Origin of the sequence: Bacillus sp. FSL R9-9492 (genome assembly GCF_038007365.1) — a bacterium.
GTDB classification, from domain to species: domain Bacteria; phylum Bacillota; class Bacilli; order Bacillales; family Bacillaceae_G; genus Bacillus_A; species Bacillus_A mycoides.
Genome location: NZ_JBBOXC010000001.1, coordinates 5,359,144 through 5,376,791, shown reverse-complemented (window position 1 = coordinate 5,376,791; position 17,648 = coordinate 5,359,144). Strand labels below are relative to the sequence as shown.

General features: G+C 37.7%; 14 protein-coding genes. 10 read left to right on the top strand and 4 right to left on the bottom strand.

The window, feature by feature from the left end; all coding sequences use genetic code 11:
* Window positions 1-5 precede the first annotated feature (5 nt).
* From MKY70_RS27705 to cls, 3 genes are all read right to left on the bottom strand, one after another.
* Window positions 6-2,684 carry a DUF4084 domain-containing protein gene (locus MKY70_RS27705; RefSeq protein WP_341026250.1) on the bottom strand — a complete coding sequence of 893 codons (2,679 nt, stop codon included), beginning with the start codon at window positions 2,682-2,684 and terminating at the stop codon, window positions 6-8.
* Between the two features lie 126 nt (window positions 2,685-2,810).
* A complete protein-coding gene (gene uvsE / locus MKY70_RS27700) occupies window positions 2,811-3,764 on the bottom strand; it encodes a UV DNA damage repair endonuclease UvsE (RefSeq protein ID WP_341026249.1) in 954 nt (317 codons plus the stop codon).
* 33 nt (window positions 3,765-3,797) lie between these two features.
* On the bottom strand, window positions 3,798-4,991 hold the full coding sequence (cls, locus tag MKY70_RS27695; protein ID WP_341026246.1) for a cardiolipin synthase: 1,194 nt from the start codon (window positions 4,989-4,991) through the stop codon (window positions 3,798-3,800).
* 331 nt (window positions 4,992-5,322) lie between these two features.
* On the opposite strand from cls, the gene MKY70_RS27690 reads away from it, so the two are divergent.
* The 8 genes from MKY70_RS27690 to pyrG all read left to right on the top strand — a co-directional run bounded on the left by MKY70_RS27690 (window position 5,323) and on the right by pyrG (window position 15,245).
* Window positions 5,323-7,434, top strand: a complete 2,112-nt coding sequence (locus MKY70_RS27690; RefSeq protein WP_002016324.1) for a heterodisulfide reductase-related iron-sulfur binding cluster — start codon at window positions 5,323-5,325, stop codon at window positions 7,432-7,434.
* A gap of 9 nt (window positions 7,435-7,443) precedes the next feature.
* Window positions 7,444-8,727 carry an acetyl-CoA C-acetyltransferase gene (locus MKY70_RS27685; RefSeq protein ID WP_081085905.1) on the top strand — a complete coding sequence of 428 codons (1,284 nt, stop codon included), beginning with the start codon at window positions 7,444-7,446 and terminating at the stop codon, window positions 8,725-8,727.
* Between the two features lie 49 nt (window positions 8,728-8,776).
* Window positions 8,777-9,628, top strand: a complete 852-nt coding sequence (locus tag MKY70_RS27680; RefSeq protein WP_002016322.1) for a 3-hydroxybutyryl-CoA dehydrogenase — start codon at window positions 8,777-8,779, stop codon at window positions 9,626-9,628.
* A gap of 72 nt (window positions 9,629-9,700) precedes the next feature.
* On the top strand, window positions 9,701-10,831 hold the full coding sequence (locus tag MKY70_RS27675) for an acyl-CoA dehydrogenase (RefSeq protein WP_341026242.1): 1,131 nt from the start codon (window positions 9,701-9,703) through the stop codon (window positions 10,829-10,831).
* A gap of 22 nt (window positions 10,832-10,853) precedes the next feature.
* Window positions 10,854-11,993: an acyl-CoA dehydrogenase AcdA gene (acdA, locus tag MKY70_RS27670; RefSeq protein ID WP_002016320.1), complete on the top strand. Its 1,140-nt coding sequence runs from the start codon at window positions 10,854-10,856 to the stop codon at window positions 11,991-11,993.
* Between the two features lie 64 nt (window positions 11,994-12,057).
* A complete protein-coding gene (locus MKY70_RS27665; protein WP_002034889.1) occupies window positions 12,058-12,687 on the top strand; it encodes a TetR/AcrR family transcriptional regulator in 630 nt (209 codons plus the stop codon).
* Window positions 12,688-12,852: 165 nt separating this feature from the next.
* Window positions 12,853-13,380 (top strand): DNA-directed RNA polymerase subunit delta, encoded by a 528-nt coding sequence (gene rpoE, locus MKY70_RS27660; protein WP_002143883.1) that lies wholly within the window; start codon window positions 12,853-12,855, stop codon window positions 13,378-13,380.
* A gap of 257 nt (window positions 13,381-13,637) precedes the next feature.
* Window positions 13,638-15,245: a CTP synthase gene (gene pyrG, locus MKY70_RS27655; protein WP_002016314.1), complete on the top strand. Its 1,608-nt coding sequence runs from the start codon at window positions 13,638-13,640 to the stop codon at window positions 15,243-15,245.
* Between the two features lie 32 nt (window positions 15,246-15,277).
* On the opposite strand, the gene MKY70_RS27650 is transcribed toward pyrG, so the two are convergent.
* Window positions 15,278-15,802 carry a DUF2529 domain-containing protein gene (locus MKY70_RS27650; protein WP_002143880.1) on the bottom strand — a complete coding sequence of 175 codons (525 nt, stop codon included), beginning with the start codon at window positions 15,800-15,802 and terminating at the stop codon, window positions 15,278-15,280.
* A gap of 202 nt (window positions 15,803-16,004) precedes the next feature.
* On the opposite strand from MKY70_RS27650, the gene spo0F reads away from it, so the two are divergent.
* Together spo0F and MKY70_RS27640 are read left to right on the top strand one after the other, a co-directional pair.
* Window positions 16,005-16,373, top strand: a complete 369-nt coding sequence (spo0F, locus tag MKY70_RS27645; RefSeq protein ID WP_000398592.1) for a sporulation initiation phosphotransferase Spo0F — start codon at window positions 16,005-16,007, stop codon at window positions 16,371-16,373.
* 211 nt (window positions 16,374-16,584) lie between these two features.
* Window positions 16,585-17,442: a class II fructose-bisphosphate aldolase gene (locus tag MKY70_RS27640; protein WP_002016312.1), complete on the top strand. Its 858-nt coding sequence runs from the start codon at window positions 16,585-16,587 to the stop codon at window positions 17,440-17,442.
* The last annotated feature ends 206 nt before the right edge of the window (window positions 17,443-17,648 follow it).

The window sequence follows — 17,648 nt, the reverse complement described above, 5'->3', positions numbered from 1 at the left end:
CTTACTTAGACGGTTGTTTTTTTGTGGAGTAACCTCCAAACGTCTTTACTAGAAACAGGTTTGCTAAAGAGGAATCCTTGAATGTGGTCACAGTTTTGCTCGTGTAAAAACTTCCATTGTTCTTCTGTTTCTACACCTTCCGCAATAACCTCTAAATTTAATTCTTTTGATAGCGTAATAATGGAAGCGATAATGGCTTCTTCTAAAGGGCTATTTGTAATTCCACAAATAAATTCTCGAGCAATTTTTAATGTATTGATTGGATATTTCGTTAAATAAGCTAAAGAACTATAACCAGTTCCAAAGTCATCAATTGAAATTTGGATACCGAGATTTTGAAGTTCTTCTAGTTTAGCAATTACAGAATGATTTTGATTAATCGCGATACTTTCTGTAATCTCAATATCTAGCGCTTCCGGCTTTAGTTCGGTTTCTTCCAAGACTTTTGAAATAGTTGATATTAAATCTGCGTGATTGAATTGAACAACAGATAAATTTACACCAACCTTTAATTGAGAAAATCCTTGGTTATGCCACTTTTTTGCTTCTAAGCAGGCGGTACGTAAAATCCAATTACCAAGTTCAATAATAAATCCTGTTTCCTCTGCTAGAGGAATGAATTGGGCAGGCGATACAATTCCGAGTTTTGGATGTTTCCAGCGAATTAATGCCTCAAAACCGATAATTTGTTTTGTTTTTGTATTTACTTGTGGTTGATATTCAAGGAAAAATTCATTTTGTTGTAGAGCTTTTGAAAGTTCACCTTCTAGGAAGTGTATTTCATTTTGCGCAATACTCATTTCTTTTGAGAAGAAAATAAATCTATTTTTTCCATTAGCCTTTGCTCGATACATAGCCATATCTGCATTTTTCATTAATTCGGTTACATCGGTTCCGTAGTCAGGGTACATCGCAATTCCGATACTCGGTGTAACAGAAAGTTCTTCATCTTTAATAAAGTAAGGCTTATTTAAAATAGTTAAAATTTGTTCAGCCATAAAAGAAGCACTTTTTTCAGAGTACATATCTGGTAATAGAATCGTAAATTCATCTCCGCCTTGGCGGGCAACGATATCTTTTGAACGTAAACATCCACGTAATCTTTTTGCTACTTCAATTAATAATAAATCCCCGACATCATGGCCGAGTCGATCGTTAATTTTTTTAAATCGATCTAGGTCGAGGAACATGACCGCAACGTCATTAGTGTTGTTTTGAGCTAGATTTAAAATCGTTTTTAAATCTTTTTCGAATTTCCGTCGATTCGGTAGTCCTGTAAGTGCATCATGGAAAGCCATATGCTCTACTTGCTTTTGTTTTTCATATAAAGTTGTAATATCACGTGCGATACCAAACATCCCAACAACTTCTTTATTTATAAAAATAGGGATGAATGTAATGTGAAGGTGATAATAATATCCTTCTTTTTCTTTTGTACGAATTTCTAGAGTTTGTGGTCTACCTTCTTTTGTAATTTGTAAAGATTTCTTCAATAATTCATGATCTTGTGGATCAATGAAGTGTTGAAGAGAATAGCTTGTTACTTCACAATAATAGGCTGTAAATAAACTTTCACAAGCCTTATTAGATTGTTGAAAAATCCCATTCATATTTAAAGAAAAAACAGCATCAGGATGATCTTCGAATAAAGATTTATAACGTTGTTCACTTTTTGATAGGGCAGATACGCCTTCTTCAACTGCACCTTCTAGTTGTGTAGTCAACTGTTCATACGTATCGATTAATACTTGATTATCTTTCCACATGAAAAGTTGTCGTAGGAATAATAAGACTAGTGATAATACTAGACCGATTAGCATGAACTTATCATCCCAAGGCTGAATAACAGCAAAGGAAAAAGTAATGATTATACTAAAATAAGGTAATATAAAGCGTACATAATCGAATCGATAATATTTCGTTTTCGTTTCATGTTGTATTGGTTTATCCCAAATGTACAGTATGGACGATAAACCGATTAGTAAAATCGAAGCAGTATGTATTAAATAAGAGACTTCAGAAGAGGTTTCCATCCCTGAGTTTATCTGAAGCAAGTGTATATATCCGTAAACAAGTATGATAGTAAAGCCAATAATTAATGAGATTCTACTAGAAGAATACCGTTCTCTTCTATATAGGCTAATAACGGCGTAAATTACTAATGATTGTGCAATAAAATACCCAATCAAAATCCACGCTTCCTTGGTTAACATACGAAAGCTTGAAATATCTAAAATAAAGGTTAAGGTAAAATAAATATTCATAATAACAATAAAGATGCTATCGAATGAAAATTGGGCAAGACCTCTAATGGAGTAATGTTGTATAAACTTTATAGCAAAGCCAGAAAAGAGCAAAATATATTGTACGATGAAAAAGGGTAGTGCTTTATATGAAAATATGACTTGGTCATAAATAGAAAGAGAATGAAGAAATAAAGTTATTTCCATAGTTAGCCCACATAGGCAAGTACATAGTAGTAAAACCCAAAATAGTTTATCACCGCGCTTCATTTTTTTAATTGCTTTATATAAACAATAGCAAGAAAAGAGTGCAGCAAAACAAAATAAGAAGAGAATTCCAATTTCTTTTATATTCAAGTCCTTAGGGATAAGGAATATCCAAAGAGAAAATATAATAATATACATCATGACAAATTGTACATATTTTTTTTGATTGATCATATAATGGCTCCGTTTCAATAAAGTTGAATCACAGGGGGAAAATGCTAATTTAAATAATAGCATATAAAACAGGAGCTTTTTTACTATAAGAAATACTTTTTGAAAAAAATAGCGCAACGTTACAATTTACCATTGTAATGTTGCGCCTTTTATTCTTTTCACTCCCCTAATAGAAGAGAGCTCTTCTATTAATTGAAGAAGTGCTAAATTCTTTTGTTTACTCTCAATCATAATATCGAAATTATAATCAACTTTTTTTGCGATGTGTAAAAAGGGTTTAATAAACTCTAAATCAATATAATCTGAGTGGGCCCTAAATTCTTTTTCTGATCTAGGAGAAGAAATATGAACTTTAGGAAGGACATTTGTATGTGACCAAGTTTTAAATATCATAGGAAGTAATTCTTCTAGCGGTTCATTACAAAGGTTCGCTATGTGGTGATGATAATCGAACACGAAAGGGATTTTTTCTTTTTGACAAATAGCCAAAGTTTCAGAAGTTGTATATGTTTTATCGTCATTTTCAAGAGTCATTTGTCTTTTTATATGGTAAGGAAGTTTTTGTATGTTTTCATGAAAACGCTCGATTGCCGTCTCCTTATTTCCATATGCGCCACCTACATGGATATTAATGTAGGAAGAATCTGCAATTCCCATAGCATTTAACACGTTATAATGATAGGTCATATCTGTAATTGCATTAGTTGTAATATGTGGTTTGTCGCTTGTAAATAGTGTGAATTGATTGGGATGGAAACTTATGCGCAAATTGTGTTCCTGAATTAATGCCCCTATTTTACGCCAAAGCGGTGCAAATATTTGGATGTAATCAAATTTAACTTCAGGATGTGTTGCAAGCGGGACGATAGAAGATGATAAACGATATAATGGAATTTCGTGTGCAATATTGTAATGAAGGATGCGTATTGTGTGTTCTAGATTTTGCAGTGTAACATTATACAATTTATCTGCACGCTCTTGTTTTTTTAGTTTTTTCCAGCTTGTAAATGTTATTGTTTTGGCAGGCGAACAGTCCCATAATGCCATAGCATGTGAGACATATCCAAATCGAATTATCATATGTGATGCACCTCTTTTGCTCTTGAAATTTCCCTATAAAAAGAACGCGAGTATCGTTCCTATCCATTCCTTTCCTCTACCGATAATGGAGAGAGGGCTGACATCTTCAAAGGAAAGTAATGAGGAGCGTCCCAAATCTTCCTCGAATTTACTTTTTACTTCTTGTATGAAATGTTTATCGTATAAAAGGCAATTGATTTCATGGTTAACATATAAACTTCTCATATCGAAATTAGCAGTTCCAATATCACAAATATGATCGTCTACTATAATAATTTTTGCGTGGAAAAATCCTTGCTGAAAAGCGTAAATATTACAACCAGCTTGTATTAACTTTCGGCAATATGGGAATTTTGCTTCTCGAACGAGGGCGTGATCAGCCTTTTGTGGAACGAGAATGGTTATTTGAACCCCACGTTTTCGCGCTTTTAATAATGCATTCATAATTTTTTTTCCAGGAATAAAATATGGTGTACCGATAAAGAGTTCTTTTTTCGCGCTTTCGATTAAATGTAAAAATGTATTTTGTAAATAGGCACCATCAGTAGGGATGAAACGATGTAGAACGGTCCCTGGTTGTTGCGTAGGAAAATAAAGAGATGAATCTAATAAATTTTGGTCTGTATCGTCGAGCCAATCATGTAAAAATTGTTTTTGTAAATCTTGTATCCCTTCTCCTGTAAGACGTAAATGATAATCTCGCCATAACCCTAACCTTTGATTATGCCCTAAATATTCCTCACCAATGTTAAATCCGCCAATATAACCAATTTCCCCGTCAATAACTGTAATTTTTCTATGGTTTCTTTGATTTGCAGAAAAGAAAGGAAAAGGAAATTTCACTTTGTGACAAAATGAAAAAGAGACACCATGCTTTTGTAGGGAGTACATCGTTTCTTTTGATAAATAATGACTTCCAAACCGGTCGAGTAAAAGTCTTACTTCAATTCCTTCTTGTGCTTTATCGATAAGTAACTTTAAAAACGTACGACTTATGTCATCGTTTTTTACAATGAAAAATAAAACGTGCACATGGTGTTTAGCTTGTCTTATATCAGTAAAGAGAGCATCGTACAGATCATTTCCGTATGTATAAAGGCGAAAATCACTTTGACGTAAAGGGAAAGAACGAGAACGTACACGCTTTAAGTGAACAATTCTCCCATATGAAAGGTCGATTGTAATCCAGAGAGCGCTGCCTAATAACAAGAGAGATAAGAAAAACATAAGTAAATTCCCTCCTTCACGGTCTTTTCACCATCAATTTTTTACAAATCAAAAATTCACTTTATCCCGCTATTTGCAGGCAGCCCGTAAAAGTCCGATTAGTTTGGGTTAATAATCATTGGGTATGAAGAGATCCGCCGATTAAAGTTTCACTTTATAGTTTCACCGAAATAAACAGCTTTATTAAAAAATGTGTTGTTGTATAACAAAAAACTGTTGACTGAATGCTCACTCATTATATAATGGGAATAGGGGATATAATTCAGAAAATTATATATTTTCGAAGATTCTAAAAAAGAAAGAGAGCTTACAAAGAGAGGGGTAGCATAAAATGAATAGCTTACTAATCATTAATTGGCTGGCTGCCATTGCTGTTATTGCTTATGCGGGGTATTTGTTTGTATATCTTATACGAACAAGGATGGCCTACATACAATTAGGAAAAAAGATCGAATTTGACCGTCGTTTTAAAGAGCGTTGGGATCTTCTTAAGGTCAATGTTTTCGGTCAGAAAAAGCTGCTGAAAGATAAAAAGAGCGGCATCATTCACGTTATGTTCTTTTACGGATTTATTCTTGTCCAATTTGGAGCAATTGACTTCGTTTGGAAAGGACTTGCACCAGGATCGCATCTTCCACTTGGACCACTATACCCTGCATTTACATTCTTCCAGGAAATTGTCACACTCGTTATTTTAATTGCAGTCTTTTGGGCTTTTCATAGACGCTATATTGAAAAGCTTGTTCGTTTGAAACGTAATTTTAAATCAGGACTTGTTCTTATCTTTATTGGTGGCTTAATGATTTCTGTGCTACTTGGTAATGGAATGGGAATTATATGGCACGGCGAGGAGCTTTCATGGAGTGAACCGATCGCTTCTGCAATCGCTTACGTTTTCTCGGGATTAAATGAAACCGTAGCCATTTCAGTGTTCTATTTCTCTTGGTGGGTGCATTTACTAATTTTGTTAACGTTTTTAGTTTATGTTCCACAATCAAAACATGCGCATTTAATTGCTGGACCAGTTAACGTGTTTTTTGGTCGTCTTTCAAATCCGGGAAAACTTGAAAAAATTGATTTTGAAGATGAAACACAAGAAACATTCGGTGTTGGTAAAATTGAAGACTTTAGACAAAATCAACTTATCGACTTATATTCCTGCGTCGAATGTGGTCGTTGTACAAATATGTGTCCGGCAACAGGAACAGGGAAAATGTTATCACCGATGGATTTAATTTTAAAACTTCGTGATCATTTAACTGATAAAGGCGCAGCGGTAACATCAAAAGCACCGTGGGTTCCAGTTGTTGCTTTTAATAATACACAAGGAAATCAGTTAGCGATGATGGCAGCTGGAAAAGGACAACAAGAATCAGCGGCTACAGCGCTAGCGTACGACCCAAGTTTAATCGGAGACGTTATTACAGAAGAAGAGATTTGGGCATGTACAACGTGCCGTAACTGTGAGGACCAGTGCCCAGTTATGAATGAGCATGTTGACAAAATTATTGATTTACGCCGCTATCTCGTTTTAACAGAAGGAAAAATGGACGCGGAAGCGCAGCGTGCAATGACAAACATTGAGCGTCAAGGTAATCCGTGGGGACTGAACCGTAAAGAGCGTGAAACATGGCGCCAAGGTGACGATGAAGTAACAGTTCCAACTGTAAAGGAGAAATCAAAAGCTGGCGAAGAGTTTGAATACTTATTCTGGGTTGGATCAATGGGTTCGTATGACAATCGCAGTCAGAAGATTGCGATATCATTTGCGAAGCTAATGAACGAAGCAGGCATTTCATTCGCAATTCTTGGTAATAAGGAAAAGAACTCTGGTGATACACCGCGCCGCCTTGGAAATGAATTTGTATTCCAGGAAATGGCGAATAAAAATATTGAAGAATTTGAAAAAGCAGGAGTGAAGAAAATCGTTACGATCGACCCTCATGCTTATAACACTTTTAAAAATGAGTACCCGGACTTTGGCTTACAAGCAGAAGTCTATCATCATACAGAATTACTAGCCCAGTGGGTGAAGGAAGGTCGTTTAAAACCTGTCCATTCTATTGAAGAGACAGTTACGTACCATGATTCCTGTTACTTAGGAAGATACAACGAAGTATACGAAGCGCCGCGCGATATTCTAAAAGCAATTCCAGGTGTAAACCTTGTAGAAATGGCGCGTAACCGTGAAACGGGAATGTGCTGTGGTGCGGGTGGCGGCCTAATGTGGATGGAAGAAACGACAGGTTCTCGTATTAACGTTGCTCGTACAGAACAAGCGCTAGCTGTACAGCCGTCAATTATCGGTACAGGATGCCCGTATTGCTTAACGATGATTAGTGATGGCACGAAAGCGAAAGAAGTTGAAGAAACAGTTCAAACTTTGGACGTAACAGAGATTTTAGAACGCTCAGTTATCGGACAGAAGAAAGAAGCAATGTAGTTTGTAGGAATGCATTCAAATTTAGAAAGAGGTGCAAAAATTGCACCTCTTCTAGGCGCAAGGATACCGAGCGAGCGCTCGGTGCTAAAAAAAGAAATGGGGGAAAGAAACATGAGTAAAACAGTTATTTTAAGTGCTGCAAGAACACCGGTTGGAAAATTTGGAGGAACTTTAAAAGACGTGAAAGCAACAGAGCTTGGAGGAATCGCAATTAAGGCAGCGCTTGAAAGGGCGAATGTTTCCGCTAGTGATGTTGAAGAAGTTATATTTGGAACGGTTATCCAAGGAGGGCAAGGACAAATTCCATCACGCCAAGCAGCAAGAGCGGCCGGCATTCCTTGGGAAGTGCAGACAGAAACAGTAAATAAAGTTTGTGCATCAGGGCTTCGCGCAGTTACGTTAGCAGATCAAATTATTCGTACTGGTGATCAATCACTGATTGTAGCTGGTGGAATGGAATCGATGAGTAACAGCCCTTACATTTTACGAGGGGCAAGATGGGGATACAGAATGGGTAACAACGAAGTTATCGATTTAAACGTTGCAGACGGTTTAACATGCGCATTTTCAGGTATACACATGGGTGTTTATGGCGGAGAAGTTGCGAAGGAAGATGGAATCTCTCGCGAAGCACAAGATGAATGGGCATATCGTAGCCATCAACGTGCGGTTTCGGCACATAAAGAAGGGCGTTTTGAAGAGGAGATTGTACCAGTAACAATTCAGCAAAGAAAAGGCGATCCTATCATCGTGGCTAAGGATGAGGCGCCACGCGCGGATACAACGATTGAAAAATTAGCGAAATTAAAGCCTGTATTTGATAAGACGTCAGCGGTGACAGCAGGTAATGCTCCGGGACTAAATGATGGCGGTGCTGCACTTGTATTAATGAGCGAGGACAGAGCGAAGCAAGAAGGAAGAAAACCATTAGCGACAATTTTGGCGCATACGGCGATTGCGGTAGAATCGAAGGATTTCCCAAGAACGCCAGGTTATGCAATTAATGAATTGCTGAAAAAGACAGGTAAGACAATTGAAGACATAGATCTATTTGAAATCAATGAGGCATTTGCGGCTGTAGCAATTGCAAGTACAGAAATCGCAGGGATCGATCCGGAAAAATTGAATGTAAATGGCGGTGCTGTGGCAATGGGGCATCCAATTGGAGCGAGCGGAGCACGTATTATCGTTACACTTATCCACGCACTGAAGCAGCGCGGCGGCGGAATTGGAATTGCTTCTATTTGTAGCGGTGGCGGTCAAGGTGATGCAGTGATGATTGAAGTTCACTAATTAAGATTAGAAGATATATAGTTTATTAACAATTAAGGGGGAAGAAAAAATGAGTGTACAAAAGATTGTTGTAATTGGTGCAGGGCAAATGGGTTCAGGTATCGCACAAGTGTGTGCAATGGCAGGCTATGATGTGAAAGTGCAAGATTTAAAGCAAGAGCAATTAGATAGAGGGCTAGCTGTTATTTCAAAAAATTTAGCCCGCCAAGTAGAAAAAGGCCGTATGAAGGAAGAAGAGAAAGATGCGACTTTAAATCGTCTTACATGGACGCTCGATTTAAATAGTGTCAAAGAAGCTGATCTTATTATTGAAGCAGCTGTTGAAAAAATGGATATTAAAAAGAAAATTTTTGCGAATTTAGATGAAATCGCTCCAGAACACGCAATTTTAGCGACGAATACGTCATCGTTACCAATTACGGAAATTGCAGCGGTAACGAAACGTCCTGAGAAAGTAATCGGCATGCACTTTATGAATCCAGTTCCAGTTATGAAACTCGTTGAAATTATTCGTGGTTTAGCTACAGATGATGCAGTGTACGAAACGATTGAGGATATTACGAAAAAAATCGGGAAAGTGCCAGTTGAAGTAAATGATTTCCCAGGGTTTGTATCGAACCGTATTTTATTACCGATGATTAACGAAGCGATTTATACGTTATACGAAGGAGTAGCGACGAAAGAAGCGATTGATGAAGTAATGAAACTTGGTATGAATCATCCGATGGGACCTCTTACGTTAGCTGACTTTATCGGTTTAGATACGTGTTTATACATTATGGAAGTGTTGCATGAAGGATTAGGAGATAGTAAATATCGCCCATGTCCATTATTACGTAAGTATGTGAATGCAGGATGGTTAGGACGTAAAACGGGTCGTGGTTTCTACGTTTACGAATAAAGGCCTCCCTTTATTGAAGTAGTGGTCTTACCAGATTGTTAAAAAGATATATAGCAAACGGAGGCGAAGTACATGAATTTTCACTTTACTGAAGAGCAACAAATGATGAGGAAAATGGTTCGAGATTTTGCACAGAAGGAAATAGCTCCCTTTGTTCCTAGTATGGAACAAGGGGTGTTCCCGAAAGAGATTTTGCAAAAGATGGGTGAGCTTGGACTAATGGGTATTCCAGCGCCTGCAAAATATGGCGGGGCAGAAATGGATTTTATTTCTTACATTCTAGCAATTGAGGAAATTTCAAAGGTAAGTGCAACGGTTGGTGTAATTTTAGCTGTACATACGTCAGTTGGAATGAATCCGATTTTATACTTCGGAACAGAAGAACAGAAGCAGAAATATGTTTCTAAATTGGCGACTGGTGAATATTTAGGCGCATTTGCTCTAACAGAACCGAATGCAGGATCAGATGCAGGTAGTTTGAAATCAAGAGCTGTAAAGAAAGACGATCACTACATCATTAATGGATCGAAAGTCTTTATTACAAATGGTGGTGAAGCAAGTACATACATTGTATTCGCTTCTACAAATCCAGAGGCGGGGAAAAGTGGTATTTCTGCATTTATTGTAGAGAAAGATACACCAGGCTTAATCATCGGAAAAGATGAGCATAAGATGGGGCTTCTTGGTTCTCGTACAGTACAACTTACGTTTGAAGATATGAAAGTACCGGCCGAGAATTTACTTGGTGAAGAAGGACAAGGATTTAAGGTGGCAATGGCGAATTTAGATGTTGGACGAATTGGGATTGGAGCACAGGCATTAGGAATCGCGGAAGCGGCGCTTGCATGTGCGATTGATTATGCGAAAGAGCGCGAGCAATTCGGCAAGCCAATTGCGGCGCAGCAAGGACTCGGATTCAAACTTGCAGATATGGCAACAAGTGTAGAAGCATCGCGATTACTTGTATATAGAGCAGCATCGCTAAGAGCACAAGGATTACCATGCGGTAAAGAAGCTTCTATTGCGAAATTATTTGCTTCTAAGACGGCTGTTGAAGTTGCGATTGAAGCGGTGCAAGTATTTGGTGGTTATGGTTATACGAAAGATTATCCAGTAGAAAGATTTTTCCGTGATGCGAAGATCACGCAAATATATGAAGGAACGAGCGAAATACAAAAGCTTGTAATTAGTCGAGCTTTATAAAAAGGCAGAGGGGGAGACGGGAATGCATTTTAAATTATCAGAAGAACATGAAATGATAAGAAAAATGGTTCGGGATTTTGCAAGGAATGAAGTAGCACCGACAGCAGCAGAGCGTGATGAGGAAGAGCGATTTGATCGCGCTTTATTCGATCAAATGGCAGAGCTTGGTTTAACCGGTATTCCGTGGCCTGAAGAATACGGCGGAATTGGAAGCGATTACTTGGCGTATGTAATTGCCGTTGAAGAATTATCCCGCGTTTGTGCTTCTACAGGTGTAACGTTGTCTGCACATACTTCACTTGCTGGATGGCCAATTTTTAAATTTGGAACGGAAGAGCAAAAACAAAAGTTTTTGCGCCCAATGGCTGAAGGGAAGAAAATTGGTGCATATGGCTTAACAGAACCAAGCTCTGGATCAGATGCTGGTGGAATGAGGACGACTGCAAAACGAGATGGAGACCATTACATTTTAAATGGTTCGAAAATTTTTATTACAAATGGCGGTATTGCTGATATTTATGTTGTTTTTGCATTAACAGATCCTGATTCGAAGCAGCGCGGCACGAGTGCATTTATTGTGGAGAGTGATACGCTAGGATTTTCGGTTGGGAAGAAGGAAAGTAAGCTGGGGATTCGTTCTTCGCCAACAACTGAAATTATATTTGAAGACTGCCGTATTCCTGTAGAGAATTTACTAGGGGAAGAGGGCCAAGGATTTAAAGTTGCGATGCAGACATTAGATGGCGGCCGTAATGGTATTGCGGCACAAGCAGTCGGTATTGCACAATCCGCTTTAGATGCTTCTGTAGAATATGCAAGAGAACGTCATCAGTTTGGGAAGCCAATTGCGGCGCAACAAGGAATTGGCTTTAAACTTGCGGATATGGCAACGGATGTAGAGGCAGCGCGTCTTTTAACATATCAAGCGGCTTGGCTTGAATCTGAAGGGCTTCCGTATGGGAAAGAGTCAGCGATGTCAAAAGTATTTGCAGGTGATACAGCGATGAAGGTAACGACTGAAGCGGTACAAGTATTTGGTGGTTATGGTTATACGAAAGATTATCCAGTAGAGCGTTATATGCGCGATGCAAAGATTACACAAATATATGAGGGAACACAAGAGATTCAAAGGCTTGTAATTTCTCGTATGTTAACGAAGTAGGAACAAAAGCGTAGGTATTTTCCTACGCTTTTTACTTCCAAAAATAATAGAGAGAGGTGAAGGGATGGTTAAACATAATGTACATGCGTCAGTGAAAGATGAAAAATTAGTTGCGTTAAGACGTGAACAAATGATTAAAGGTGCGGTGCAGCTGTTTAAGCAAAAAGGATTCCCGCGTACAACAACGAGAGAAATTGCGAAAGCGGCTGGATTTAGTATCGGAACACTTTATGAGTATATTCGCACAAAAGATGATGTATTATATTTAGTTTGTGATAGTATTTATGAACATGTAAAAGAGCGGTTAGAGGAAGTAGTGTGTACAGAGAAGGGAAGTATAGAAAGCTTAAAGATAGCGATAATGAATTATTTTAAAGTGATGGATGAATTGCAAGAAGAAGTATTAATTATGTATCAAGAGGTACGTTTTTTACCGAAAGAATCACTCCCATATGTATTAGAAAAAGAGTTTCAAATGGTCGGGATGTTTGAGGATATTTTAGAGCAGTGTACGGAAAATGGGACATTTACACTAAATAAAAAGGAAATACAGCTTCTTGCACATAATATTTTCATACAAGGACAAATGTGGGGATTTAGACGTTGGGCCCTGCAAAAACTGTATACTCTCGAAGAATATACAGAAATGCAAATTAGGTATGTACTGCAAGGAGCACATATGTCTCCGAAATAAAGAATGGACAAATTATAATTTTATTGCCCGTAAATAGCGGGATAAAAGTTTCACGTTTTTTTTGTAGCATATTTGTGCGACTTTTGTTTATAATGAATAGTATGGATTTTTTTAAGCAGACCGTTATATATAAGCTTATATTTGAAGAAAGGAAGTGCCGCATAAGTGGGTTTTAAGCAATATTCACCAGAAGAGCTAAAAGAATGTTCAATGATTGAAGTTGTACATAGTGTTTTAGGGAATAAAAGACAAGCAACGACATTCAACGAGTTGGTTCAAGAAATCGCTCAAGTGCTGGGACTATCTCAAGGGCAAGTTAATACGAAACTCGCACAATTTTATACAGATTTAAACATCGATGGACGTTTCATTAATTTAGGAGAAAATCGTTGGGGGCTACGTAGCTGGTACCCATATGAGCAAATTGATGAAGAAATTCTGCCTCAGCCAAAACCGAAGAAGAAACGCAAAGTTGAAGAAGACGGTTTTGACGACTACATTGAAGAAGATGATGTAGAAGAAGTAGAAGAAGAAGTAGAAGAAGATGTAGTAGATTTGGACAAAGTTCTTGAAGACGAAGACGCAGATGATGAAGATGATGATCTTGATGATTTAGAAGAAGATAATGAAGACTTCGCAGAAGAAGAACTTGAGTATGATGAAACTGAAGAAGAAGAAGAGGAAGAGCGGTAGTTCTTGACTTTTCATTATCGTCCATGTAGAATCATTTTTGGGCTCTTTAAAAAAAGACGATAATACTTTTAAAGTGTAAATATAAAAGAAAATTGCTCCCTACTTATTACTTTATGTGATGAGGGGAGCAATTTTCTTTTTTGTTTTTTGTTTAGAAAATAAAAAGAGTCTAACAATAAGATGGATACAGTGTTATCTACATACGTTGCGCTTTGCAACGGTGATTATATAACAGCAAAATAGGAGGGAGCTTTTTCATGACTAAGTATATTTTTGTAACAGGCGGTGTAGTATCGTCTTTAGGTAAAGGTATTACAGCAGCATCTCTTGGAAGACTTTTAAAGAATCGTGGTTTAAACGTAACTATTCAAAAGTTTGATCCATACATTAACGTAGACCCAGGGACTATGAGCCCCTACCAACACGGTGAGGTATTCGTAACAGATGATGGTGCAGAAACGGACTTAGACCTAGGTCACTATGAGCGTTTTATTGACATCAACTTAAATAAATACAGCAACGTAACAACAGGTAAAATTTACTCTTCAGTTCTTCAAAAAGAGCGTCGTGGTGAATATTTAGGAGGAACAGTTCAAGTTATTCCTCACATTACTAACGAAATTAAAGAACGTGTATATCGTTCTGGTCGCGAAACAAATGCCGACGTTGTTATTACAGAAATCGGTGGAACTGTTGGTGATATCGAGTCTCTACCATTCTTAGAAGCAATTCGTCAAATTAAGAGCGACATCGGTCGTGACAATGTAATGTACATTCACTGTACGTTAATCCCGTACTTAAAAGCAGCGGGTGAAATGAAAACAAAACCAACGCAACATAGCGTTAAAGAGCTTCGCAGCTTAGGTATTCAACCAAATATTATCGTTGTTCGTACAGAACTACCTGTTTCTCAGGACATGAAAGACAAGCTTGCATTATTCTGTGACATCGATACAAAAGCAGTTATCGAAGCACGCGATGCAGATACTTTATATGCGGTTCCATTATCTCTTCAAGAACAAAACATGGACCAAATCGTTTGTGATCACTTGAAGTTAGACAATCCAGCTGCAGATATGACAGATTGGACTGCGCTAGTTAATAAAGTACGTAACCTTTCTAAGAAAACAAAAATCGCTCTTGTTGGTAAATACGTAGAGCTTCAAGATGCATACATTTCTGTTGTAGAAGCGCTTCGTCATGCAGGTTATTCATTCGACACAGATGTAGAAGTGAAATGGGTAAATGCTGAGCACGTAACAGCAGAGAACGTAAAAGAATTAGTTGGCGATACAGATGGTATCCTTGTACCAGGTGGCTTCGGCGATCGTGGTGTAGAAGGTAAAATCGTTGCAATTCAATATGCTCGTGAAAACAAAGTTCCATTCTTAGGAATTTGCCTAGGTATGCAACTTGCATCAATCGAATTTGCACGTAACGTATTAGGATTAGAAGGAGCTAACTCTTCTGAAATTAATCCTGACACACCTTATGCAATTATCGATTTATTACCAGAACAAAAAGATGTAGAAGATTTAGGTGGTACACTTCGCCTTGGTCTATACCCATGTAAGCTTGCTGAAGAAACAAATGCTTACAATGCTTACAATGAGCCGGTTGTATATGAGCGTCATCGTCATCGTTATGAGTTCAACAATCAATTCCGTCCAGATATGGAAAAAGCAGGATTTGTATTCTCTGGTACAAGCCCAGACGGTCGTCTAGTGGAGATTATTGAATTACAAGATCACCCTTGGTTCGTGGCAGCACAGTTCCATCCAGAACTTGTATCTCGTCCAAACCGTCCACAACCATTGTTCCATGACTTCGTAAGTGCTTCTATTACGAATAAAGAGAGCAAGTAATAAAAAAAAGCGCCTGAAATAGGGCGCTTTTTTTAATATTCGTTTAACATTTCATCAATTGTAAATTTCAATCCGTGATAAGCAAATAAAGCTATAATTAAACTTGGGAACCCATAGCGGTTACCTTCATCATCTGGAATAAGACCTTTTAACAGCTTTGTATCAATATGTACATCTGTATATTGTTCCAGTGATTCAACACCTTCTTGAATAGCCGAGATTCCAACGATAGATTGGCCTTCTTCATGAAGTTTTTTCGCGGTTTTTATAATTTCTTCATCTGTCGAAAAACGACTAATAAGAAGTACGCGGTCCGCAGAAGTCACTGCCGCCGGTTCACCGTTTTCTATTAAACGTTTTGCTTGTTTCATTGGTTCGGCGCCAAATAATGCTTCTGAAACAATACCTTCCATTTCGTTTGTACCATGCAAGTAAATGAAGCCGTCGCCAACTAACGCCTGGGCAAGTAGACGAGCGCTATCTTCTATATTCATTTCCTCTTTTTGAGAAATTCGGGAGAAATATCCACTTAATTGAGTCGAGAAAATTTTTAACATGTTGTTGCTCCTTTCTTTCGTGTTAGCTGGTTCTCATTATAGCTTATTTTTTTTGGAAAGGGGAAATAGTAGGGTGGCATAACAAAATAGGAAACGGTAAAATAAGAAAGAATAGGAAGGGATTTGGCAAAGAGTAGCGAAAATAAACCGATAAGATATAAGAAGCTTTAAATCTTGTACTTACACAGAAAGGTTGGGAGTTATGGAAGGGAAAATTTTAATCGTTGATGATCAATATGGCATTCGTGTTTTATTGCATGAAGTGTTCCAAAAAGAAGGTTATCAGACGTTCCAAGCAGCGAATGGATTTCAAGCTTTAGATATCGTGAAAAAAGATAATCCGGATTTAGTAGTGTTAGATATGAAAATCCCAGGTATGGATGGTATAGAGATTTTAAAACATGTAAAAGAAATTGATGAGAGTATTAAAGTGATTTTAATGACTGCTTATGGAGAATTGGATATGATTCAAGAAGCGAAAGATTTAGGAGCTTTAATGCACTTTGCTAAACCGTTTGATATTGATGAGATTCGTCAAGCAGTGAGAGATCAGCTTGCTGTAGAGGCGTAAAAAATGAATTTTTTATAAAAAATATGGAAAAAAGCGTTTACATGGACTATTGAGCAGGTGAATACAGTTGAGTTTTTGAGTACAAGTTGTTATCCTATTGAGTGTAGAAAGAAGTCCGGTATGTAAATATACATATTTTACCTTATTCTGGTCATACTACCAGCGATAAGAATTTATCGGATACAAAAAACGTTTTTTAGGAGGATTCACCATGCCTTTAGTTTCTATGAAAGAAATGCTAAACACAGCACTAGAAGGAAAATACGCAGTTGGTCAATTCAACATGAACAACTTAGAGTGGACTCAAGCTATCTTAGCTGCTGCGGAAGAAGAAAAATCTCCTGTAATCTTAGGTGTATCTGAGGGTGCAGCTCGTCATATGACTGGTTTCAAAACAGTTGTAGCTATGGTTAAAGCTTTAATCGAAGAAATGAACATTTCTGTTCCTGTAGCGATTCACCTTGACCATGGTTCAAGCTTCGAAAAATGTAAAGAAGCAATTGATGCAGGTTTCACATCTGTAATGATCGACGCTTCTCACCACCCATTCGATGAAAACGTTGAAACTACTAAAAAAGTGGTAGAATACGCACACGCTCGTAACGTATCTGTTGAAGCTGAGCTTGGAACAGTTGGCGGACAAGAAGACGACATCATCGCTGAAGGCGTAATTTACGCTGATCCAGCAGAGTGTAAGCACCTTGTTGAAGCAACAGGTATCGATTGCCTAGCTCCAGCTTTAGGTTCTGTACACGGTCCTTACAAAGGTGAGCCTAACTTAGGATTCGCTGAAATGGAACAAGTTCGTGACTTCACTGGCGTACCTTTAGTATTACACGGTGGTACTGGTATCCCAACTGCTGATATCGTAAAAGCTATTTCTCTAGGTACTTCAAAAATTAACGTAAACACTGAGAACCAAATTGAGTTTACAAAAGCTGTTCGTGAAGCATTAAACAAAGACCAAGAAGTTTACGATCCTCGTAAATATATTGGACCTGGCCGCGACGCTATCAAAGCAACTGTTGCTGGTAAAATGCGTGAGTTCGGTTCTAACGGTAAAGCGTAAGAATAAAATTCCGTTTTGGAAACCGTCTAGTCTTTTAGACGGTTTCCTTTCGTTGTATAATGAAAGCGTGAACAAGTCTAAAGATTTTATAAAGTGAATTTTTGGTTTGCAAATATAGAAAATAATGTGCATAGTCCTATTAATAAATGTGGTAAGTATCTGAATTGAGTAATTTGATTCGATGAATAGTTAATCTTCATCTATTT